The sequence below is a fragment of the Novosphingobium sp. genome (assembly GCF_039595395.1).
Taxonomy (GTDB): domain Bacteria; phylum Pseudomonadota; class Alphaproteobacteria; order Sphingomonadales; family Sphingomonadaceae; genus Novosphingobium.
Genome location: NZ_JBCNLP010000006.1, coordinates 817477 through 839739, shown reverse-complemented (window position 1 = coordinate 839739; position 22263 = coordinate 817477). Strand labels below are relative to the sequence as shown.

The 22263-nt window shown below is 64.3% G+C and carries 16 protein-coding genes; 5 read left to right on the top strand and 11 right to left on the bottom strand.

Annotated elements, in window-relative coordinates:
- The first annotated feature begins 13 nt into the window (after window positions 1-13).
- On the top strand, window positions 14-385 hold the full coding sequence (locus tag ABDW49_RS23660; protein WP_343615802.1) for a hypothetical protein: 372 nt from the start codon (window positions 14-16) through the stop codon (window positions 383-385).
- A 51-nt stretch (window positions 386-436) separates the two neighbouring features.
- On the opposite strand, the gene ABDW49_RS23655 is transcribed toward ABDW49_RS23660, so the two are convergent.
- The 3 genes from ABDW49_RS23655 to ABDW49_RS23645 form a co-directional block, all read right to left on the bottom strand.
- Window positions 437-1081: an HD domain-containing protein gene (locus ABDW49_RS23655; protein WP_343615800.1), complete on the bottom strand. Its 645-nt coding sequence runs from the start codon at window positions 1079-1081 to the stop codon at window positions 437-439.
- A gap of 109 nt (window positions 1082-1190) precedes the next feature.
- Complete coding sequence (locus ABDW49_RS23650) at window positions 1191-2189, bottom strand: DJ-1/PfpI family protein (RefSeq protein ID WP_343615798.1); 999 nt, start codon at window positions 2187-2189, stop codon at window positions 1191-1193.
- Between the two features lie 918 nt (window positions 2190-3107).
- Entirely contained in the window at window positions 3108-5735 is a 2628-nt protein-coding gene (locus ABDW49_RS23645; protein WP_343615796.1) for a glycoside hydrolase family 2 TIM barrel-domain containing protein, read from the bottom strand.
- Window positions 5736-6224: 489 nt separating this feature from the next.
- Here ABDW49_RS23645 and ABDW49_RS23640 point away from each other — a divergent pair, with 489 nt between their 5' ends.
- A complete protein-coding gene (locus ABDW49_RS23640) occupies window positions 6225-6965 on the top strand; it encodes an alpha/beta hydrolase (RefSeq protein ID WP_343615794.1) in 741 nt (246 codons plus the stop codon).
- 42 nt (window positions 6966-7007) lie between these two features.
- Here ABDW49_RS23640 and ABDW49_RS23635 read toward each other — a convergent pair whose 3' ends face one another.
- From ABDW49_RS23635 to ABDW49_RS23615, 5 genes are all read right to left on the bottom strand, one after another.
- Window positions 7008-9686: a TIM-barrel domain-containing protein gene (locus ABDW49_RS23635; protein WP_343615792.1), complete on the bottom strand. Its 2679-nt coding sequence runs from the start codon at window positions 9684-9686 to the stop codon at window positions 7008-7010.
- Window positions 9687-9713: 27 nt separating this feature from the next.
- Window positions 9714-10538, bottom strand: coding sequence for an IclR family transcriptional regulator (locus tag ABDW49_RS23630; RefSeq protein ID WP_343615790.1), 825 nt, complete (start codon window positions 10536-10538; stop codon window positions 9714-9716).
- Window positions 10539-10564: 26 nt separating this feature from the next.
- On the bottom strand, window positions 10565-13015 hold the full coding sequence (locus ABDW49_RS23625; RefSeq protein ID WP_343615788.1) for a glycoside hydrolase family 95 protein: 2451 nt from the start codon (window positions 13013-13015) through the stop codon (window positions 10565-10567).
- Window positions 13016-13070: 55 nt separating this feature from the next.
- A complete protein-coding gene (locus tag ABDW49_RS23620; protein ID WP_343615786.1) occupies window positions 13071-15080 on the bottom strand; it encodes a glycoside hydrolase family 97 protein in 2010 nt (669 codons plus the stop codon).
- An 87-nt stretch (window positions 15081-15167) separates the two neighbouring features.
- On the bottom strand, window positions 15168-15503 hold the full coding sequence (locus ABDW49_RS23615; protein WP_343615784.1) for a hypothetical protein: 336 nt from the start codon (window positions 15501-15503) through the stop codon (window positions 15168-15170).
- Between the two features lie 107 nt (window positions 15504-15610).
- On the opposite strand from ABDW49_RS23615, the gene ABDW49_RS23610 reads away from it, so the two are divergent.
- From ABDW49_RS23610 to fucP, 3 genes are read left to right on the top strand one after another with little or no spacing between them, the layout of a single operon-like run.
- Complete coding sequence (locus ABDW49_RS23610; protein WP_343615782.1) at window positions 15611-16621, top strand: zinc-binding alcohol dehydrogenase family protein; 1011 nt, start codon at window positions 15611-15613, stop codon at window positions 16619-16621.
- Between the two features lie 12 nt (window positions 16622-16633).
- Window positions 16634-17629, top strand: a complete 996-nt coding sequence (locus tag ABDW49_RS23605) for an aldo/keto reductase (RefSeq protein WP_343615780.1) — start codon at window positions 16634-16636, stop codon at window positions 17627-17629.
- Window positions 17630-17666: 37 nt separating this feature from the next.
- Window positions 17667-18965: an L-fucose:H+ symporter permease gene (gene fucP / locus ABDW49_RS23600; RefSeq protein WP_343615778.1), complete on the top strand. Its 1299-nt coding sequence runs from the start codon at window positions 17667-17669 to the stop codon at window positions 18963-18965.
- A 54-nt stretch (window positions 18966-19019) separates the two neighbouring features.
- On the opposite strand, the gene ABDW49_RS23595 is transcribed toward fucP, so the two are convergent.
- The 3 genes from ABDW49_RS23595 to ABDW49_RS23585 all read right to left on the bottom strand — a co-directional run bounded on the left by ABDW49_RS23595 (window position 19020) and on the right by ABDW49_RS23585 (window position 22221).
- Window positions 19020-19907: an alpha/beta hydrolase gene (locus ABDW49_RS23595; protein ID WP_343617374.1), complete on the bottom strand. Its 888-nt coding sequence runs from the start codon at window positions 19905-19907 to the stop codon at window positions 19020-19022.
- Window positions 19908-20012: 105 nt separating this feature from the next.
- Entirely contained in the window at window positions 20013-21458 is a 1446-nt protein-coding gene (locus ABDW49_RS23590; protein ID WP_343615776.1) for a family 43 glycosylhydrolase, read from the bottom strand.
- 43 nt (window positions 21459-21501) lie between these two features.
- Complete coding sequence (locus tag ABDW49_RS23585) at window positions 21502-22221, bottom strand: acetylxylan esterase (protein ID WP_343615774.1); 720 nt, start codon at window positions 22219-22221, stop codon at window positions 21502-21504.
- Window positions 22222-22263: the final 42 nt, after the last annotated feature.

The window sequence follows — 22263 nt, the reverse complement described above, 5'->3', positions numbered from 1 at the left end:
GCCGGAGCCTGACATGACCCAAAACACGCAACGCCATCCTTTCCTTGATGATCTCAATGAGGACGTGACCCTTGTCTCCTCGGTACTGCGAGGGGAGCTGACGGGGCGCGATCAAGTCCTGAAGGTCGTCAAGGCAGCGGGAGGCCTCTATCGTAGCCAGACCCCAACCTTCCTCGGCCATGCCGATGATCGCATGTTCTTCCAGTATGAAGCCGATCTGGGCAATGGCCTAACCGCCAGCGGCATGGTGTCGATCATCCGCGATGACAATGGCGGCGTCTCCCGGCTTCACATTGCCTTCAGCCCGCTGGGCGCCGTTCTGAGCATCGCGGAAAGGCTCAAGGCGGCTGTATCCGGCGATCTGGACGCCGACCTGTTTCTTTAAACCAGCCCCCTCGGGCCATGCTTCTTTTCGGAGCATGGCCCAAGCGTTGTCTCAACTCTCGAAAGGCGCGCCCAGCAGCAAATCGCAGACATTGGGAATATCCAGGCCAGGAACCAGTCGGCGGCCGATATCCGCCAGCCCCGTGCCGATCGCCGTATGGGGTTTGGTCCTGGCAATCTCCGCCAGAGCGCTTGTGAAGGCTTCCTTGAAGCCCAGACGCGGATAAAGGCTGAGCGTATCATCGATCAGTTGAACCGGGATCTCCTCCATCCGCAGTCCCATGACATCGACATGGGCACCGAAATGCACCAAGGCCACCTCCGGCTCGCGCCGATCCGCAATATCGGCGGCGGAATGCAGCGCAATGGCATCCCAGACCAGCGCTGTCCTGTCCTCCGGATAGTCATGGGCGTGAAGGAAGCGCGCGGCGGCATCCGCGCCATCCACCTCAAAACGCTTGTCGGCGCCATGTTGATGAGACAGGCCCAGATCGTGAAGCAGCGAGGCGATATAAACCACCTCGCGGTCGAACCTCATCTCCCGCTTTCGGGCGAGGAATTCCGCGAACCAATAGGTACGGTGGACGTGATTGAGCAGGACCGGGGCATGGGCCTGCGCGGCGAGGGCAGCAGCCTTGCGGGCAAGGTCAGAATCCGGCGCGGTGATACCACCAATCGTGACTGCAGATAAGCTCATGACGCGTTCCTCGGGCAATTGGATTTGCAAGATTCCGCCCAGATGGTTCGACCATGCTCTGGCAACAATGACAATCAGCCCTCGTTTTCAGACAGCCGATAGAGGGAGATCATGCTCCCTGATCACGCCCTCGCCCAAAGCGGCTGCGATAGTCTTGCGGCGATATGCCATGGGCCCGCACAAAGGCCCTCCGCAGCCTTTCGTCATCACCAAAGCCAGTGAGGCCAGCGATCCGCTGGACAGCTTCACCAGTGGCTTCCAGCAGACGCCGCGCCGCATCAACGCGCAGCTTTTCCACCGCGCGAGCCGGACTTTCACCAGTTTCCTCAAGATAAACACGGGCAAAATTGCGCGGGCTCATAACGGCAACCTTGGCCAGGGCTGGCACGGAGAGATCCTTGTCCAGATTGGCGCGGATCCAGTCATGAAGCCTATCGAAGCGTCCACGCACATCGCTGATCTGCCTGCGCAATTCGACGCTGAATTGGGATTGTCCTCCGGGACGCTTCAGGAACAGGACCAGCATCCGGGCCACATTCAAGGCCGTGCCATGCCCGAAATCCTCCTCGATCATGGCCAGAGCCATATCGATCCCCGCCGACACGCCGGCCGAAGTCCAGATGCGGCCCGAGGTCACAAAGATCGCATCCGGCCGCACCGTCACGGCCGGATGATCACGCGCCAGTTGATCGCAGGCAGACCAATGCGTCGTCGCCTCATGCCCATCCAGCGCGCCAAGTTCAGCCAGAATGAGCGCCCCGGTACAAATGGATCCGAGCCGCCGGGGTCGCCCGAGGAACCTCGCTAGACCATCGCGCAGCTGCGCCCTGGCTTCTGCCGGAGCCGTCACCTCTCCACCGGCCACCAACAGCGTATCGGTTTCGCGCATCATGGCATCCTCGAGCCGCAGCGTCGGCAGCGCAATACCGACATCCGTATCTACCATTCCACCGCCGATGGAGGCCAAGAGCACCTGATAGGCAGCATGGCCATCCTCCGCCCGGACTTCCGCGAAAGCCTGCATCGGCCCCGTCACATCGAGCAATTTGGCACCTTCATAGGTCACGATCACGATCTTGCGCGCCGCCACCTGGTCAGATGCATCCATAACCATGCTTTGATTATGCTCCATATGGCATTATGGTGTTTGCGAATACCCCTGATGACCCGTTGCCTGAGCCTTTCGGTGTCGCACAAAGCCATCTTCCGCAGGCGGTTGTGGCATTTGATACGATCCCGATAACGCATGGATCAATTTCATCAAGAGATAGGTTCAATCGGCCAAGGCCGCTGACAATCCAGCCATTGAACGTTGAAATCTCAAACCTCGATAACTGCCGGTCATTCACAATGCCTCTACAGGCTAAGCATCGTCGGCATGGGGCCACCCTTGGCCCAACTCTGGCGGACCGGGCGGCTCCCGCCCCATCATGAGGTTGATCAAGCCTTCAGCAACGAGGTAATGGCATCTCCTGCAGGTTGCTCATCCCCGGCCTTCTCAGAGATCCTGAAACACATCGCCGCCGGCCAATCCATTGGGCCTGAGCACAATCAAAGACCAAACCGGATTTTTCGCGAACGTGCCGCAACTCTGGATTTCGCACTTATCTTTTACCAACGAGTTCCAGCCGAGGATCCGGTTGTGCGCCGCACTGCCCTTCCGCGACATGCATCGGTAGCACCCGCCCGCTTGGCATCACAAGGCGAACGGTCCGCCCGGTCCGATGTGTCCGCCAGATCCTTGTCCTCAACAACCAGAGTTAAACTCACTCTGATCGTGACAGTCCGGGACGATCCCCGCACCAGATGGAAGACCACCAGACGCACAATCTTGCCGCTCTGCCCCATACATTCGCGCCGGAGCAAATCCTCAAGAACCGCTTCGTAAACTTCGCTCTCGAGAATTTTGAAGCGGCGGCCTGTAAGCCGTTGCTCACCATGCCATATGACGAGATTCCCTGTTCTTTGCCGCAAGAGCACTGGAGCGGATCGTTATTTCCCGCGCGGGCATATAGGCTTCTATCGATCACTCGGTTTTCAGCGCCCCCAATGCCTGAATTTCCGACAATCCTGTCAACGCGCCGGTTGGCGGGCGCAGTCGGACGCGGATCTGTCGCCCGGCCAAGGCTTCGGTCTCGATGGATCGGGTCTGGCGGTCGTCCTGGCCCTCGACCTGTTCGATCAGTTTCTGCCAGTTGCCTTGCCGGTCCCGCACCTCGGCAACGAAACCATAAGCGGCAGCTTGCGGGAAGGTCAGCGTCAGTCGATGGATCTCCACGACGCGCTCAAGGTCAATGGTCACGCTCATTGTCGTATCGCCAGCGGCCGGGGCCCAATAGGTCGACGGATCGCCATCATTGACCCGCTGCGAACTGTGATCGGGCGCGCTGCTGCTGGCAAATGTCGGGTTGTTCGAACCGAAACTGTTATCGCCAGGTCGTTCACGCAGCGGCGCTGTGTAAGCGACGTAAGGCCGGTCAGCGATGAGCGGCGTCTGGCCCGGCACAAAGGTCGGGCCGGAGATCGTCCGGACCGTTGCCACCGCATCCTTCAATCCGGGCGAAGTCGCACGCAGACGCGTGAGCCCGGCTTGCCAACTGCGCATCGCAATAGCCGCCTCGCCATCCCGGATAGCGATGTCGCTGTCCGGCGCGAAGGTGATCGCGCGGCCGGTGGGCAATTCGCCCGGCCCCGCCTCGATGGTCAAGTCCACGTTCGGGCTGTTGCTCAGCCTGTGACCCTGCGCGTCCAGTACGCTGACGATCACCTGCACATCGTCGGTGCCATCGGCGCGCGCGATGGTGGGGCTGCTGGTGGTGATGCGAAGCGCGGCGGGCGTGCCCGCCACGGGCCACACCGGCGGCGCCACATGCGCATAGGCATTGCGGTACCAGTAATATTGGCGTTTTGGCAGGCGGAAATAATCGATCACCCCCATCCCGCCAAAACGTTTGCCGGCAATGGAGCCATGGTCGAACCCGGCCCAGATCGCCTCACCCGAGCGCCATGGCAGACGCCAGGAGCCTTCCTTCGTCTTGTCGGCGCCTGGGGTGTTGGGCAGGTCGTCCCAGCCCGGCGCATAATCACCGGGACGGTCGGACATCGTCGAGCCATATTCGCCAATGAAATTCGGAATTCCAGGGTTGGGATAAAGGCTGGCGCCATCGCCATTGTAACCAACAACATCGCCCAGCTTGTCGATCTCGCCGCGCTGGGCGCCATCGATTGAGGCGGGCCGGGTCGGATCGAGCTGATGGCTGAGCGCCACCATATCCTTCAGCAACCGGCGCACCTGAGGCATGGTCTCCTTCTTCGTGAAGTAGACCTCATTGTCCATGCCCCACACCACGATCGAGGGATGGTTGCGGTTGATGCGGATCATCTCGGCAAGTTGCTGCTTGACGCTGTCCTCGAAACCGGCAGCTTCGGCAGGTTCCGTGGGATAGGACGGCGCCCCCCAGGCATGCTTGAACCCTGCCGTGCCCCAAAAGGGCGCCTCGGAGAGGAACAGCACGCCCACCCTGTCGGTCGCCTCGGCGAAATGCGGATCGTGAGGGTAATGCGAGCCGCGGATGAAATCGAAGCCCGCGTCCTTGATAAGCCGCACATCGCGGTCGATTGCGCCATTGGTGACGGCATCGCCCCAGCCCGCCTGATCCTGATGCACATTGGCGCCCTTGAAGTAGCGGTGCCTGCCATTGAGGAAAAAGCCCTTGTCCGCCGTCCATTCGAACCAGCGGAAGCCAAACTCGGTCTCGAAGCGATCGCGGGTCCGCCCGGCCACAGTCAGCGTGGTGACCGTATGGTAGAGGGCCGGCGTCTCGGGGCTCCAAAGGTGCGGGCAAGGGATTGGCATCGAGGTCTGCCGGGCGACCTGCATCGCCCCCGGATCCACGCTCACGCGCGTATCGGGCAGCGTGGCGACCGTGCGGCCGCGATCATCGACGACATGAGTACGAACCAGCACATCGGCAGGCACCGCGCCATCGTTACGCACCTCGGTCTCCACCGACACTTTACCGGAGGCCGCCGACAGATCGGGCGTGGTAACCCGCGTGCCGGTCCAGGGCACATGCACCGCATCCGATGTCACCAGCCAGACGTCGCGGTAGAGGCCACCGCTGAACACATGCTCGCCCGCACGCGGAGCCAGTGTCGCCTGCCATTCGTTGTTGACGCGCACCGCAATGACGTTGCGCCCTGCATGCAAGGCGGGGGTGATGTCGACCGGGAAGCCGGTGTAGCCGCCGCGATGATGCGCCAGTTCGGTGCCGTTCACATAGACATGCGCGTCCTGAAAAGCGCCCTCGAACTCAAGCGAATAGCGCCGCCCGGGCACAACCGCCGGCAAGGTCAGAGCCTTTCGATACCAGCCATCGCCAACGTAAAAATCGGGTGCGCGGAAATAGGGCATGGAGAAGCTATGCGGCAGGCCGACATGCTCCCATGCCGCATCGTCCAGCGTGGGCGCTTCTCCATCAGCCACTTTGCCGAGTTTGAAGTGCCAATCGGCGTTGAAGTTGACCCGTGCGCGCCCCCCGTTAGGGGCCGATACCGACGGAACCGGATCGGCCAGGGCGCTCGACAAGCCCCAGGGCGCAAGGGCGATCATGGCAAGCAAAGGCGCAATCTGGCTGATGCTTGGCCTTCCCACGGTCCTCTCCCATCCTGTTTTCGCTGAACTTTCTCCCATGTCTATGCGGCCAATTTATATTTTACTACCAAAATCTAGATCTCTTATGTGAAATTGATTCCTCCTGACTTGAGCGACCGCCCCATGGCGCGCGTGTTTCCGCAAGGACTGTCAGGTGGATCGGGGGCGCCCCGCAATGGGCCATGGTGCGAAAAGCGGTCATCGCCTAACAACCAAAGCAGATCATTCGCCATGAGCCGATCCGGGAGAACCAAGCTGATGTTGAGCCGCCGCGTCACCTTATTCGCCAGCCTGGCAACGGCCTTCCTGAGCTCTCAGGCGCGCGGTGCCCAACACCCCGGAAGCTGGCCCGCCACTCCGGCGGAAGAGATTGATCTCTGGCCCGGCACACCGCCCGGCGCGCCTTCGGTTCTACCCATAGAGCAGGTCATTGAAAACGGTGACGACGCGCATCACAGCCGGATGGTCAAAGGGATCGCCCGCCCGCGCATGAAAGTCTTTCGACCCGACAAGCCAAACGGGGCGGCGCTGCTGGTAACGCCGGGTGGTGGCTATTCGGTGATCATGATCGATGTGGAAGGCTATCAGCTCGGCCCATGGCTGAGCGAACGGGGCTGGACTGTCTTCGTGCTCTACTATCGCTTGCCCGGGGAAGGCTGGGCGGACCGGGCGAATGTGCCGCTGGCCGATGCGCAGCGGGCCATGCGGTTGATACGGTCACGGGCAGCCCAGTATGGTTTTGACCCGCAAAAGGTCGGCGCCATGGGTTTCTCCGCGGGCGGGCATGTCTGCGCGGATCTTGCGACGCGATACGATGCAAAAGTCTATGCGCCGGTCGATGCCGCCGACCGCCTGAGCGCGCGCCCTGCGCTGGCGGCCCCGATCTATGCCGTCCAGTCGATGAGCCAGCCCCTCGCCCATGCCGGCTCGCGCGCCATGCTGCTGGGGCCGAACCCGACCGCCGATATGGAGCATGCGCATAGCACGGCCAATCATGTCACCGCGAACACACCACCTGTGTTCATGGTCCATGCCGAGGACGATACGGTCGTGTCAGTCGAAAACACCATCGCGATGCGCGCCGCGCTCAAGGCGGCGGGCATCAAGGTGGAAACGCATCTGTTCACCGCCGGCGAACATGGCCTGAGCCTTCCGGGCCCGGCGGGCGAACCTGCACGCCGCTGGAAAGAGATGTTTGTCGCCTGGGCTCAGGCGCAAGGTCTGGGCTGATAGCCATGGCGCGAGGCGGCCACCGAGGGGCGTGCGGTCCTGTCAGCGCGAGGAATGGGCAAGGGCGATCGAAACTGGCTGCCCGCTGTAGGAGATGACCCGGCTCCAGTTCCCATCAAGCGGCGGGGCCTCAGCGCCCACCAGCTTGATGCGGATCTGGCGTTGTGGCCGCATGCCTGCGAAATGCCCTCGCCTGGCCCCGATGGTCAGAACGTGTCGGCTTTCGTCCCAACGCAGATCGACCTCGGCCTTGCCGCCCTGTTCATAGGCATAAGTCAGCCCGTCGTCCTCATAGAGCCGCGCCACGCCATCTCTCCCCGGGAACACCAGAAGATCCAGATCGCGCGCCAGGGCACCGGCCGTGGACTGCACCACCGGGCCAAGAGGAAGGATGCTACCCGCACGGGCATGCAGCGGAATGTGCTCAATCGGCGCAGGCACCCGATGGGTCATCCCGCCGGCGCGATGCTCGCCGGTCCACACATCATACCAGCCACCTTCCCAGACGGGGAGATAGACCGGCCATTCGGTGACATCGGGCGCCAGAACCGGTGCCACATGCAGAGCATCACCAAACATATAGCTGCCGGTCTGGTCCAGCGCCTGTCCATCCTCGGGGAAATCGAACACCAGCGGGCGCAGCAGCGGCATGCCCGAGTGCGACGCCTGCGCCGCCAGCGCATAGATATAGGGCAGCAACCGATAGCGCAGATCCAGATAGATGCGCGCCACGGCCTCGACCTGTTCGCCATAACGCCAGAACTCGGTGTTGGTCATATAGCCATGGACGCGCTGCAGGGGCAGGAAGGTGGCATATTGAAACCAGCGGATGAACCGCGCGTGATAAGCCGGGTCGGTGTATTGGCCATCACCGGGACGGAAAAAGCCGCCGGCATCGACGGTCCAGTAGGGATAGCCTGCCGCCGCCATGTTCAAGCCTGCGGGAACCTGACGGCGAAGGGTTTCCCAGTCGTTGCCGATGTCGCCCGACCAGGTGGCTGCCCCATAGCGGTGCTGGCCGGGAAAGGCCGAGCGGGTGAGGATCATCACCCGCCGATCAGGGAAGGCCGCGCGTTGTCCCTCGTAAACCGTGCGCGAGACTTGCAAGGGATAGGCAAGGCGCACCCGCTCGCCCGGCCCCGCCGCCGTATCGCGTCCCAACAGATCGTCGTTCTCGGGCTCGGTGGCATCCTGCCACCAGGCGTCAATGCCAAGTGCGCCCAGGTGCCTGTTCTGGCTTTCAGCATAGAAGGCCGCCGCAAGGGGATTGAAGAAGTCGATCCAGTCCGTACCGGAAATGAAGAAGCCGCGCGCGGCAAATTGCTTGCCCAGCTCCGTATCGCGCGAGATCTTGGACCAGACCGAAAGCATGAATCGCAGGTCCATGCCATGCAGTTCGTGGCATAGTCCGGCGGGATCGGGATAGTTCTTCTCATCGAAACGCATCGCATTCCAGCCATGCGCGCCCCAATATTGCCAGTCCTGCACCATGACATCGACCGGCAGGCGACGGCGGCGGAACTCCCGGGCCGTGTCCAGGATCTCCTGCGAGGAATGGAAGCGCTCACGGCAATGAATATAGCCGAACGTCCAGACGGGCATCATGGGCGCCGCCCCGGTCAAAGCACGATAGCCCTCCATGATCTGTCTGGCGGAGGGCCCGGCAATTACCACATAATCGATGGCCTGAGCGACAGGAGAACGCCACACAGTGGTCGGCGCGGCGAGACCATAGCGCAGGATGGGTGCATCCTTGGCACCGGCCAGAATACGGACATCATGCTCGCCCGGTTCCAGCTCGGCGATAAAGCTGGTGGTGGGCGGCAGCCAGAGATTGGCATGATCGACCAGAACCCGCCCGTCGATCTCGACATGATAGCGTGAGGTCATCTTGCCCCCGCTGTCGAACAGAAAGGCATAGCGACCAGCGGCGGCAACGGAGAAGCGCCCGGTATAGACCGCCTCACGCAACTCGACGCGCGCATTGCCCTGTGTCGTCGTGACATCGGCCAGTTGGGAGGTGCCGCTTTGGGCTTTCTGCTGGAGCGGGATGGTTTGATCGGGCGGGTTGAGCTCGCTCATCCCGTCATTGTGCCACAGCAGCCCATAGCCTTGGCTGGAGAGGAGGAAAGGCAGGCTGATCTGGGTGTTCACCTGCGTCAGGCGACGCGGCAAGCCGCGCAAGTTCAGATGGCCGTCCTGGAAACAGCCCGTGCCATAGAGCCGTTCCTCCGGCGGGGAGATGAAGCCCTGCTCCACCCGCTGACACGGCATGCCGCGCACCGCATGCGCAGCCATATGCCGCGTCCCCGCCTGTTCGCTCAGCAGCAGGCGGCCATCGGGTGTGAGAAAGCGCAGCGCCGATCCATCATGGGGGATCTCGCAGTGGATCGCGGGCAATTCCAACCGTGTGGCTCCGGCCATGTCACGCCGGACGAGATGGTAACGCCCCTTCTGCCGGACCAGCATCTGGCTCGGCGGAACATGTCCGTCGGCAACCGCTCCCGACACAAAGCGGACCCGGAACGCCTGCGCGCCAACCGCCATGACCTGCAAGGTGCCATCGGCGAAAGTCGCCTGAAAATCCGGCACATCCCGCCCGGTCGATCCGGCCAGCGCCCCCAGTGCCGGGCCGGACAGCGCTGAGGCTGCCACGCCCGCACGCAACATGTCTCTGCGCGTCACGGACCAGGAATTGGCTTCACCCAGATGATCGGTCACGCACTCTCCTCTTCCGCGTGCTGCCTGCTACAGATCGCTGTCCAGCGCATCGCCCGGCCCCACGGCGCCGCGTTCGGCCTGATAGCCAAGGCCATCGGAAATGCGCGCGACCGCGGCATTCAACATCTCGCGCGCGGCCTCCAGATGGACTTTCTGCGATCCGTCGATCAATTCGAGGAACGGGATCGTCAAGGCGGCCACCACTTGTCCGTCAAAGCCGAACACGGGACAGCTTATGTCCGTAACGCCATGGGTGATCGGGCTCTGGCGGCTGTCATGGCCACGCTCACGGATGAGCGCCAGCCGCTCGCCCAGCCATGCGCGATCCACCGGGGCCTCGCGCTCCTTTTCCGCCTCGACGATGATCTGTTCCGCCCGCGCGGCGCCCGAAAAGGCAAGCAGCACTTGTCCGGAGCAACTGTTGATGATGTCGATCTTCGCACCGACACGCAGCGAGAAACCACGGGTTCCAGGCTGTTGCTCGCAGGCGACGACCAGTCCGCTGCCCGCATTGGGCACCACCAGATGGCAGGACTGCCCTGCCGCAGAGGCCAGCCCCTGCATCTCGGGCAACGCCGTGCGCACGATATCCTGCGCCGGTGTGGCGCGATAAGCCAGTTCCAGCAGCTTGTAGGCGACAGTGTAGCGATCGGTCGTCTCCGATTTGCGCACATAGCCCAGCCGCTCCATCACGACGAAAAAGCGAAACAATTCGCCCAACGTCCGATCGAGCGTCGCCGCGATCTCGCTGACCAGCGCCCCCTCGGGATAGCTCGCCAGGGCTTCGATGATTTCAAAGGCCCTTTCGATGGCAGGGGCGGCATAAGAGCCCTTTGCTCCGGTTTGCTTCATTCTTCGTTCCTGGCTTCAGGGCCGCGCTAGCCCCACTGGCGTTCAAAGGTTCCGGCTGGGCCGATCACCACCACGAACCTTTCTGTGCCAGCCCTGACGGTGACTGTCGATCCCGGTTCCCCCCGGACGACCAGCGACCGGTGCCGGCCACCGCGCCAGACCAGATCGACCTTCAATGCGCCGCGCGCGCGAAATCCCCTGATCGCGCCATCCGGCCAGGCGGAAGGCAGGGCGGGCAGCAGGTGCAGTTCATCGCCCCAGCCCTGGATCAGCATTTCGAGAATGCCCGCCGTGCCGCCGAAATTGCCGTCAATCTGGAAGGGAGGATGGGCATCGAACATGTTGGGATAGGTGCGCCGGGGCCCCAGCAACCCCTTGAGAACCTCATGCGCATGGTCGCCCTCGCCCATCCGTGCCCAGAGGCAGACACGCCACGCCGTCGCCCAGCCGGTGGACAGGTCGCCGCGCTGCCGCAGGCTGACCTTGGCCGCCTCGATCAGTTCAGGCGTATCGCGCGGGTTGATCTGCCCGCTGGGATAGACGCCATAGAGATGGGAGACATGCCGATGATGCGGATCGGGCGCCACCGCATCCCAGTCCTCCAGCCATTCCTGCAATTGCCCCTGCGCGCCGATGCGGTCGGGCGCGAGGCGCGACCTTGCCTGCCTGACCTTGCCAAGCCAGTCGGCATCCACCTTCAGGCGCTCGCCCGCGCCCAGCGTATGGCCGAACAGGTCGCGGATAATCTGGCGGTCCATCGCCGGACCCACGCAGAGCGAGGAGCCGAAAGCATGCTCGTTCTCGGGCGAGAGCGAGGGCGAAGTGACCAGCCCGCGCCCCTTGGGATCATCGATCAGCGTATCGAGGAAGAAGTGCGAGGCCCCCTTCAGCAGCGGATAGAGCCGCGCGAGCAGCGCCCCGTCACGCGTGTGATCCCAGTGACGCATCAACGTGTTGCACAGCCAGGCGCCGCCGCAGGGCCACAAGCCCCACAGCGGCCCGTCGATCGGCGCGCTGGCCCGCCACAGATCGGTGTTGTGATGCGCGACCCAGCCCCCCGCGCCATACATCACCCGCGCGGTCTTCGCGCCCTTGACCGCCAGTTCCTCCACCATCCGCACCAGCGGCTCGATGCAGAGCCCCAGCCCCGCCGGATCGGCGGGCCAATAGTTCATCTCGGTGTTGATGTTGATCGTGTATTTGCTGTCCCATGGCGGCAGGGTGCTCTCGTTCCACAGGCCCTGCAGAGTGGCAGGCTGGCCGCCCGAACGCGATGAGGCGATCAGCAGATAGCGGCCATATTGCACATAAAGCGCCGCCAGCCCCGGATCATCCTCGCTCTCGCTGGCCGCGATGCGCTGGTTGGTGGGCAAGGCTGCAGCCGCGCGGGTCCCCAGATCAATCGTCATTCCGCCGAACAGGGCGGCGTGATCGGCCATGTGAGCGCGGCGCAGCGTGTCATAGGATTTGCGCTCCGCCGCCTGACCGACAGCGCGAACCTTTGCCACCGGATCGCCGCTGATGTCGCGGGCACTGACATAGCTCGTCGCCGCGGTGATCAGCAGGGTCACCTCGCGGGCACCGCGGATGGAGAGACCTTGCTCCGTCTGCGTAATGGTGCCGTCCCCGATGGCGCGTACCCGCATCGCATAGCGCAGACCGGCGGGAATACCGGCGGAGCTTTCATTGTGCCCGGTCACCAGAAACGCGCCGCTGCCATCGCCGACCAGCGCGACGCCCGCCTTGGGCGGCCCTACCTCTTCGCGCAACATCCAGTCGGTGGGCCGCGTGGTTTGCGGGGCGCCGCCCTCGCCGAATTGCTCGCGCGGGGTGCGCAACGCGCGCGGGGCGCGATAGGTGATGTCGAAGTCGAGCGTGCCCGCTTCCGCCTCCAGACGCATCACGATCACCTGATCAGGCGCCGAGGCGAAAACCTCGCGCCGGTAGCGCGCCGTCCCCTCGCCATACTCGGTCGTCGCGATGGCCGAGGCCAGATCGAGCTGACGCCGATACGCCTTAGGCTGCTCCGGGTTGGAAAAGGTCAGCAACAGATCGCCCAGCGTGCCGTAGGGCATCTGGGAGAGCGGTTTGGCCATCATGCGGGCAGAGGCCAGATCGGTTGCCTCCTTATATTTGCCTTGCGCCAGCAGGGCGCGAACCTGCGGCAGGGCGGCCAGAGCATCAGGATTGTCGGGATCGTAGGGAGAGCCGGCCCAAAGCGTGTTCTCATTGAGCTGCAGCCGTTCCTGCGCCACCCGACCGAACACCATCGCGCCAAGCCGCCCGTTGCCCACCGGCAAAGCCTCGGTCCATGCCCCGGCGGGCTCCTGATACCACAGGCACTCGCCCGGACGGGCTTGCGCATGGGCGGACGCGGCGGACCTTGCCCCCAGCACGGCGGGAGACGCGCTCAGGGCCAGACCCGCCGCCAGTGTCTCGCGCCGGTTGAACCCCCTGGGCTTTGTCGCGCGTGTCATCCTCTTTCCCCTGTTGTTTTGCGATCTTCGCTGTCGGTTGTACTCGGCAAGGTGCTCAGCGGCCGCCATCCGGGCTGATGGTGACGGCGGCCCCGCCCGAGGCCGCCAGTTTCAGGGTCAGGCCCGCACCGCTCGCCATGGTGGCGGATGCGGTCCTGAGGTCGTTCATGCCCGCGCCATCCTGCCATGTGCGAACGCTCCAGCGGCGTCCCTTCTCCAGCATGTCGAGCGGCACCCTGATCGTGCGCGCCTGTTCATTGGTCATGGCGCCGATATACCATGTGTCCCCCTTGCGCCGGGCCAGCACGATGTATTCGCCCACCTCGCCGGCAAGGAACCGCGTTTCATCCCAGCTTGTCGGCACCTGCTTCAGGAAATCGGCGCCGGGCGCCAGCTTGCCTGCCGCATCGATGTAGGAATCCGGGCTGTCCGCCAGCATGACCAGCGGTGAGTCATAAACGACATACATGGCCAGCGCCTGCCCGCGCGTGGTCTGCACGAAAGGCCGGGGGGAGCGGTGCTGCCGGGCCATTTCGGCAGGCGGCAAAGCGTGGAAGCCGCCGGGCGTATAGTCCATGGGGCCCAGCAGCATGCGCGTGAAGGGCAGCGTCACATTGTGGGTGGCGGTGATGCGCGTGCCGAATTTGTTGTATTCCGCCCCCAGCACGCCTTCCTGAGTCAGGAAATTGGGCCAGGTGCGCGCCAGCCCATCGGGCGGATAGGCGCCGTGCAGATCGACCATCAGATGATGCGCCGCCGCCTTGGAAAGCAGCTCGTGATAGAAGGCGACCATCTGCTGATCGTTGCGGTCCATGAAATCGACCTTGATGCCCTTGATGCCCCAGGCCTCATAGAGCGCGAGGGCGGCATCCATCTGCCGTTCAAGCTGCTTCCACTGCAGCCATACCCACACGCCGACATGGCGCTCCGCGCCATATTTCACGATGCCGGGCATATCCATCGCGGCGATCGGCACGGTGACATCGGCGGGCCGCGCACCTTCCGAACTGCCCTTGTACCAGCCCTCGTCGATCAGAATGTAGTCGAGGCCCATCGATGTGGCGAAGTCGATATAGGCCTTGTAGCTGGCCGTATTGATCCCCGCATCGGGCACATTGACCGCCCAGCCATTCCACCAGTCCCACGCCGATTTGCCGGGCTTGATCCAGCTCGTGTCAGCGATCCTGGAGGGGGTGGCCAGCAGTTGCACCAGACTGGATTCAATCAGCTTGCCGGGCCGGTCGCCGATCATCACCACGCGCCAGGGCGTGGTCAGCGGCGCATCGACCAGCGAGGCGTGAACGGCGGCGCCGAAGGTCCCCGTATCTCGCGCATTGTCCACCCGTGGGGTCAGGCCGACATTGACGCCCAGCCCATAGTCGCCGCGCCGCGTGTAATAGGCACCCGCATAATCGCGCTTGTCGGCTTCCAGCAGGGCGAAGGTGGTCTGCCCCTTGCCGGTCTTGCACACCAGCGGCGCGTCATAGAGGTGAAAACCCCACATGGCCGAGGCCTTGAAAGCGCTGAACTCGGTCTCGTGCGAATTTTCGAACTTGCCGGCATTGGCGCCCCAGCAGCCATAGTCGGCAGGGAAATAGAAACCCGTGGTTTCCCAGAAAACATCCAGATTCTGGAACCTGGCCTGCCCCGGCACCACGAAGCGGAACGCCACGCCGTCGTCATAGGCCCGCAGCACGACGTCGAACCTCACATCGTCCTTGCGGCGCTGAAGATGCAGGGTCAACTGGTTGTAGCGGTCGGCGACCTGGCTGGCCTTGCCCGCCAGCGGCGCATAGCTGTCGTTCACCGATGTCGCCTCGGATGCCAGGACCGTCACGGCCTCGCCCCCGATCGAGCCCTGGCTGGTGAACAGGCCCATCGGCGATTCGGCAAGGACCGGGGCGCCATCATGATCGACGGTATAATGCAGCCCCGCTTCCGCCGAGACAGTCAGCCGCGTGTGGCCGTCGGGCGACGTCACCCCCAATGCGGTCTGCGCGGCGGCGGGCGAGGCCATCAACACCAGACCGGCCAGGGCCGTGGTGCCGCTCAACAGCGCCCTCACGGCATCGCCTGCTGACATTCGCTTTGTTGTTCGGCCGATCTGCATCTCTCTCTTCCCGTTTGTCGCTGCCATTTTTTGGTTCACGCGTTACATCCACGCCCCCATTTGCCCGGGCACGAATTCGAAATCGCCCACACCCGGCGCTTCCGATCTGGTCGGTCGGTCCGAGGCGGTGGCCAGCATGGTCTCGAAGATCATCGCCCCGGCCTGCGCCACCGCCGGGCTGGCCGCGCGGGCCAGAAGATCGGCGGTTTCCTGCTCGGTCTGCCGGGCCCGAACGGCCATCGCGGCATCGATGCCCGCGGAGGTCATGGCGGCGACAAGGTCCTCCGCAGTGAAGTCACGCGCCAGGATGGGATCGCCCTCGATCCAGGCATAGGCCTCGTAACGCCAGAGGTGATGATGCGCGTCAATCTTCATCAAGGGGGCTGCCTGAAGGTCAATATCAGATATGAGAACTAACTTGCATATATGATCCTCAGCGTCTAGCCCAATGACACGATCCGTTGCTCGAGAGGATGTTCAAGCTCATGAAATCGATCGTCTGCCGGGAGCCTTTCAGCCTGACTGTCGAGGAGCGCCCACGTCCCGAGGCCAAGGCGGACGAACTGATCATCCGCATCCGGCGGGTGGGCCTGTGCGGCACGGATTATCATATCTTTGCCGGGCGCCATCCTTTCCTCACCTATCCCCGCGTGATGGGCCACGAGCTTGCGGGCGAGGTGCATGCGGCGCCCGAAGGCTCGCCCTTCCATGTGGGGCAGGTCGTGGCCGTGAACCCCTATCTGGCCTGCGGCACCTGCATCGCCTGCCGCAAGGGCAAGCCCAATGCCTGCGTCACCATCAGCGTGCTGGGGGTCCATGCCGATGGCGGCATGGCCGAGTTCCTTGCCGTGCCGCAACGTGCCGTCATCGATGCGACCGGCCTCACCCTCGATCAGGCCGCCATGATGGAGTTTCTGGCCATCGGCGCACATGCGGTGGCCCGTTCGGGAGTCGATGCCACAGACCGCGTGCTGGTAGTCGGCGCCGGCCCGATCGGCGTGGCCTGCGCCCTCTTCGCGCGGCTCAATGGGGCGCAGGTCACTCTGGCCGATATGCGCGTGACCCGGCTGGCCTTCGCGCGCGACAGGCTGGGCTTCGATGACACGGTGGAGGTCACCCCTGCCCTCACCGCCGAACTGGCCGAACGCACCGACGGCGCCATGTTCGACGCTGTCTTCGATGCCACCGGCTCACTGGCCGCCATGGCGCAGAGCCTCACCTATGTCGCCCATGGCGGCAGGCTGGTGCTGGTGGGCGTGGCGCCGGGCGATCTCGTCTTTGCCGATCCCGAATTCCACAAGCGGGAAACCACGCTGATGGCCAGCCGCAACGCGCTGGCGGCGGATTTCGAACGTGTCAGGCAGGCGATGCTGACCGGCGCCATTCCCACCGAGGCCTTGCACACCCACAGCATTGCCGCGCATGACATGCCCTCCCGCCTGCCCGAGCTGATCGAAGAAGCCGACCATGTTCTCAAGGCCATCGCGTCCTTCTAGGGTATCGCAGAGATGACCGCATCACGCTCCGCCTTCCTTGCGCGCCTTGCCGCCAGCGGTCCCTTCGGCTTTGGCGCGTCCACGCTCGGCAATCTCTATCGCGCCATCGACGATGAGACCGCGAAGGCCACGGTGGACGCCGCATGGGCGCAGGGCATCCGCTATTTCGACACCGCGCCTTTCTATGGTTTCGGCCTGAGCGAAAGGCGGCTGGGCGATGCCTTGCGCCACCGCAAGAGCGACGAGATCATCCTCTCAACCAAAGTGGGCCGCCTGCTGGTGCCCGGCGAGGGTGGGGGCGAGCGCCATGGCTTCCACTCACCGATGCCCTTCGATCCGGTCTATGATTACAGCTATGATGGCGTCATGCGGTCGTTCGAGGCCAGCCTGCACCGGCTCGGGCTGAGCCGCATCGACATCCTCTACATGCATGATCTTGGCCGCGTGACGCATGGCGATGCCCATGACCATCATCGCGCCCAGGCGGTCGGCGGCCTGCGCGCCATGACCGAACTGCGCGATCAGGGGGCCGTGTCCGCCATCGGCCTGGGCGTCAATGAGGTGGAGATCTGCGCGGATTGCATCGAGCATGCCGATCTCGACCTGCTGATGATCGCGGGCCGCTACACCTTGCTCAACCGGGACAGCGACGCCTTCCTCGAAACCTGCCGCGCGCGCGGGATCGGTATTGTGGGAGCCGGTGTGTTCAATTCGGGCATTCTGGCCACCGGCGCGCGCAACGGCGCGGCCCATTACGATTACGGCCCGGCGCCCGATCCCATTCTGCGCCACGTCGAGGTGATCGAGCAGCTTTGCGCGCGCCACGCCATACCACTCGCCGCCGCAGCCCTGCAATGGGTCGCCCGGCATCCCGCGGTCACGCAGGTGGTGGTGGGCACCGGCAACCCGGCCCGGATCGGCCAGAGCGCCGAGCTGGCCAGACAGGCCATCCCCCCTGCCTTCTGGGCGGAACTGGACAGGCTGGAACAGGCCATGCCCAACTGCTGAGGCACCGCCAAAAAAACAACAGAAAAACGGAGATGGGATGATGATGATCGGCGAAAGCACTCCGGCGGGCTCCGGCATGGCCGGGGGCGGTTTTATCACCCCTTCCTATCGCTGGGGCTTCGCGCTGATCGTCAGCCTGTTCTTTCTCTGGGCACTGGCCAACAATCTCAACGACGTCCTGATCCGCCAGTTCCAGAAATCGCTCGGGCTCGACCGGGCGCAGGCGGGCTTTATCCAGTTCGTTTTCTACATCGGCTATTTTCTGGTCGCCCTGCCCGCCGGACTGCTGATGCGGCGCTTCGGCTATCGCGCGGGCGTGCTGACCGGCCTGCTGCTCTATGCGGCGGGGGCGGCGCTGTTCTATCCGGCATCGCTGATGCTCAGCTTCGGGGCATTCCTCTTTGCCCTGTTCCTGATCGCGGCGGGCGCCGCCTGCCTTGAAACCACCGCGAATGTCTACACCGCCGAGTTCGGCTCGCCGGCCACCACCGTGCAAAGGCTCAATCTGGCTCAGGCCTTCAACGGGCTGGGCGCCAGCATCGCGCCAGCTCTGGGCGGCCTACTGATCTTTTCCGGGGTCGAGCATTCGGCCTCGGCCCTTTCGGCGATGACGCCCGGCCAGCTCGCCGCCTATCGCGCCGCCGAGGCAAGCACCGTGCAACTGCCCTATGCCTTGCTGGCGGTGGCCGCGCTGGCGGTGGCCGGAGCCGTGGCGATCGCCCGCCTGCCCGGCATGCGCGAGGGCGAGGAGACGCCGCTGCGCATCCAACTGGCGGAACTGGTGCGCAGCCGCTCTCTGCTGGGCGCGGTCATGGCGCAATTCTTCTATGTCGGCGCTCAGGTCGGGATCTGGAGCTATTTCATCGACTTCGTGAAGGATGTGACGCCCTGGGTCTCCGAGCGGCATGGCGCATTCCTGCTCTCGGCCAGCCTCCTGCTCTTCATGATCGGGCGCTTCACTGGCACCGCGCTGATGGCGCGCATTTCGCCACCACGGCTGCTGGGCATCTATGCCGTGGCCAACATCGCTTTATGCGCCGTGGCGGCCAGCGCGCCGGGCTGGGTTGCGGTGGCGGCGCTGGTGACGACCAGCTTTTTCATGTCGATCATGTTTCCGACCATTTTCGGTCTGGGTGTCGCCTCGCTGGGCGCGGCGCGCCCGCTCGGTTCCTCCTTCATCATCATGGCGATCATCGGCGGAGCCTTCTTCCCGCCGCTGATGGGGCTGATCGCCATGCACGGCGGTGGCATTCCTTCGGCGCTGCTGCTGCCGCTGGTCAGCTTTGCGATCATTGCCGCCTATGCCTTCAGGCTCCGGCGCGGCAATCAGGCATAACAAAGCCCGCGGGTGCCAGTTTGCAACCAGCACCCGCGGGCCGGGCGTTTTTCGTCAGTTGGCAGCCTTGATCCAGCCGTGCATCGCCATCCAGCGGGCGAACTCATCGAACCAGCCGGTGCTCGTCGTGGTCTTGGGATACATGCCGAAGCCATGCCCGCCCTGCTCGAAGAAATGGAACTCGACAGGCCGCTTGGCCGCGCGCCAACTGTCGATCAGCCCATAGCCGCCGTGGCCGAACAGCGGGTCGTCCGCCGCCAGCGCGACAAACAGCGGCGGGGCATCGGCCGGTGCGGTGACCGGGGCCATCGGGCCATAGATCGTGCCGATGAAGGCGGGCTTGGCATCCTGTCCGTCAAGCGTCGTGGCCAAGGTCAGCATCGCCCCCGCCGAAAAACCGACCATGCCCACGCGCGCGGGATCGACATGCCATTCGCCCGCCCGCTTGCGCACAAGGGCGAAGGCAGCGCGCGCATCGGCGATCTGCGGCCCGAAATTCATGCGCGTCGGGGGCGTGGCCGGCGGCGTCGCACCGCCCGAGAAGCGCGTGCGCTCGATCTGCTGATAGGCCGCGATATCGGCCGGGGTCTGGTTCAACCGGTATTTCAGCACGAAAGCGGCAACCCCGCGCGCCGCAAGCGCCTTGGCGACATCCCAGCCCTCATTCTGCATCGACAGGGTGGTGAAGCCGCCGCCGGGCGCGACGATCACCGCCGTGCCGGTCGCCCTGGCGGGATCGGGCAGGAAGGGCGTGAGCGTCGCCACGGTGACATTGCGGGCGAACTGGCTGCCATACTGGCTATGCCATGCCTCATGCGCCTTGGCGCCCGGCAGCGCCCCGGTTCCAAGGTCGATGGCGTCGGGCTGGGCTGGCGTTGCGATCTGCGCCATCTGGTCGTTCTGCGCCTGTGCCGGCGACGCCAGAGCGATCGCCACGGCCATCGCGGCAATCGGCAGGCGCCGGAACTGGGCGCGCATGGTGTTCGACAGGGTGGTCATTGAAACATCTCCCGCTCTATCTGTTACAGGTGAGGGTCCGCCCCCCTGCTATGGTGTCTGGAAGGTCCAGCGACCGGCATCGCTGGCCGGGTCGAACCGGGCGAGCACGGGTGTACTGGCGCCTGCAGCGACAAGCGCCACCTCACCGCCCGATGTCGGTTGCAGGCGGGGCGTGATCCGGTAGCTGCCATCGGTCAGCTGATCGATCCGCCAGAGCTGCCCGGCCGTGCCGGAGAAAGCGGCATCGGCAACCAGCTTGCCATCGGCCGTCGCCGCCAGCGCCCGCGTGGTGCCCGCGATCAGGATCTTGTAATAAGGCGCGCCCATATAGCCCCCGGCAACCGGCTCGACCGACCATTGCTGGTGGGGCTTGATCATGTAATCGCCCAGATCGACGGCCAGCGCCCCCTGCGGCCAGGCCGCCGAATCCTGCTCCAGCGTCAGATTGGCAATGGGGCCGACCGGCGTGGTCGGCGGGCCAAAGAAACCGCGCTGCCGCTCGAAGTTGATGCGCACGAAATCGACATCCAGCTCCAGCGCGCCGCCGCTGCGTTCCGACTGGATCTCATAGGTGCCCGCCGGGATGTTCGTGCCCGCCACTGGCCAGCCATTACGCCAGAGCAGCGGCTGGATGCCCAGCACGCTGCGCCCGCTGCGGTCCATGTCCGCCTCGTAATGCATCGAGAATTTTTCCATGCCGCCGCCCAGATCGATGAGCCCGAAATGGCCGGGGCCATACACCCGGCCCCGCCCCGCCACGACCAGCTTGCCGCCCCCTTTCAGCAGCGGAATGCCCATGTTGTCGACATAGGGACCGGTCGCACTGCGCGAGCGCCCGACCCGGATGTTGTAGGAGGAATTCGGCCCATCGCAGCAGGTGCCATGCGTACCGAGCAGATAATACCATCCGTCGCGATACATCAGCGCCGTCGCCTCCATGTCGATGGCGACGTCGACGGGCTGATTGCCGGCCATGCGCTGGCCGGTGGCGGGATCGAGCTCGATCATGCGGATCGAGCCGAAATAGGTGCCATAGCTGAGCCACAGATGCCCATCGGCCATGAGAAAGGCCGGATCGATGGCGTCATGATTTTCGATACCATCGCTGGAGGCGACGACACCCACATCATGATAGCCGAAATCGGGGGATTTGGGGTCCAGTGTCCTGGTCCACATGATCTTGACCTGGCTGGCGTGCCCGCCGCTCATGCCGCCGCCGCCCACGGCATAGGCCACGTAATAGCGCTCACCGATCTTGATGACATCGGGCGCGACGCCGCCGCCGGGGCGCTCGCCCCCCGCGTGCCACGTCCAGCCATCCTCGGACACGAGACCGCCGCGCCCGGTGCCGAAGGTGTAATATTTGCCGTCGGACAGGGTGATCGTCGAGGGATCATGGATATAGGGTTCGCCCGCCAGTTGCTGCGCATGGGCAACACCGGAACAGGCGGCCATCAGAGCCAGGCAGGAGGCGGCGGCGGTAAGAATGTTCATGGGAAGCTCTTCCCTGCTTGTCGAATGGAGACGTGCCTTGGGTTCAGCGGGTGCTGGTCGTGATGTCGGTGATCGCGCGGCCCTTTTCATCGACAAAGCGCACGCAGAAATCGCTCAGACCCGGACCATTGATGACCGCGCCGCGCAGGATGTTGCGCCCCTTGTGCAGGGTGATCGGCGCGGAGACGACATCGTCCATCACCATCCGGCGGTCACCGAAGAGCGTGGCGGCCTCCTGCCCGTTGAGCCACCACATCGAAGCGGAGTTCGAACCCACGGCCAAGCGCACGCCCTGCATCTCACGCGGGCTGTTGACCACCGTGGTGGCCCAGAAAATGACGCCATAGGTCGGCTTGCCCAGACCCGAGGCGAAGTTGAACAGCTTCACATCGAAGAGCGAGCTGTCCAGCGCGTGCCAAGCCAGCGGCTTGCCCGCCACGCTGACCTTTTGCCCATCGCGCGGCAGGGTGGTGTAGGGTCCGCTGAGCGGCGGCGTGCTGAAAGCCTGCCGGACATAGGTGCCGGTGAAGACGGTATTCGTGCGGTTAGGCTTCTCGACCGGTTCCAGCAGCAGCCAGCGCTGAAGGAAACCATCGGCATCGGTGGCTTTGGGCTGGGCGGATGCGGGGGCAAAGAACGGCGCCAGCGTGGGCGCTTTGGCGGCCGGTGCGTCGGCCCCCTGCGCGATAGGCGCCGCCATGGCCGAGGCTATGATCAGCAATGTCGGCACCCCGTGAGACAGGATCGCGTGAAGTCGGGTCACAAGGTTTCTCCTGAACGGGTCATCAAGGAAGGGCGATCCCGG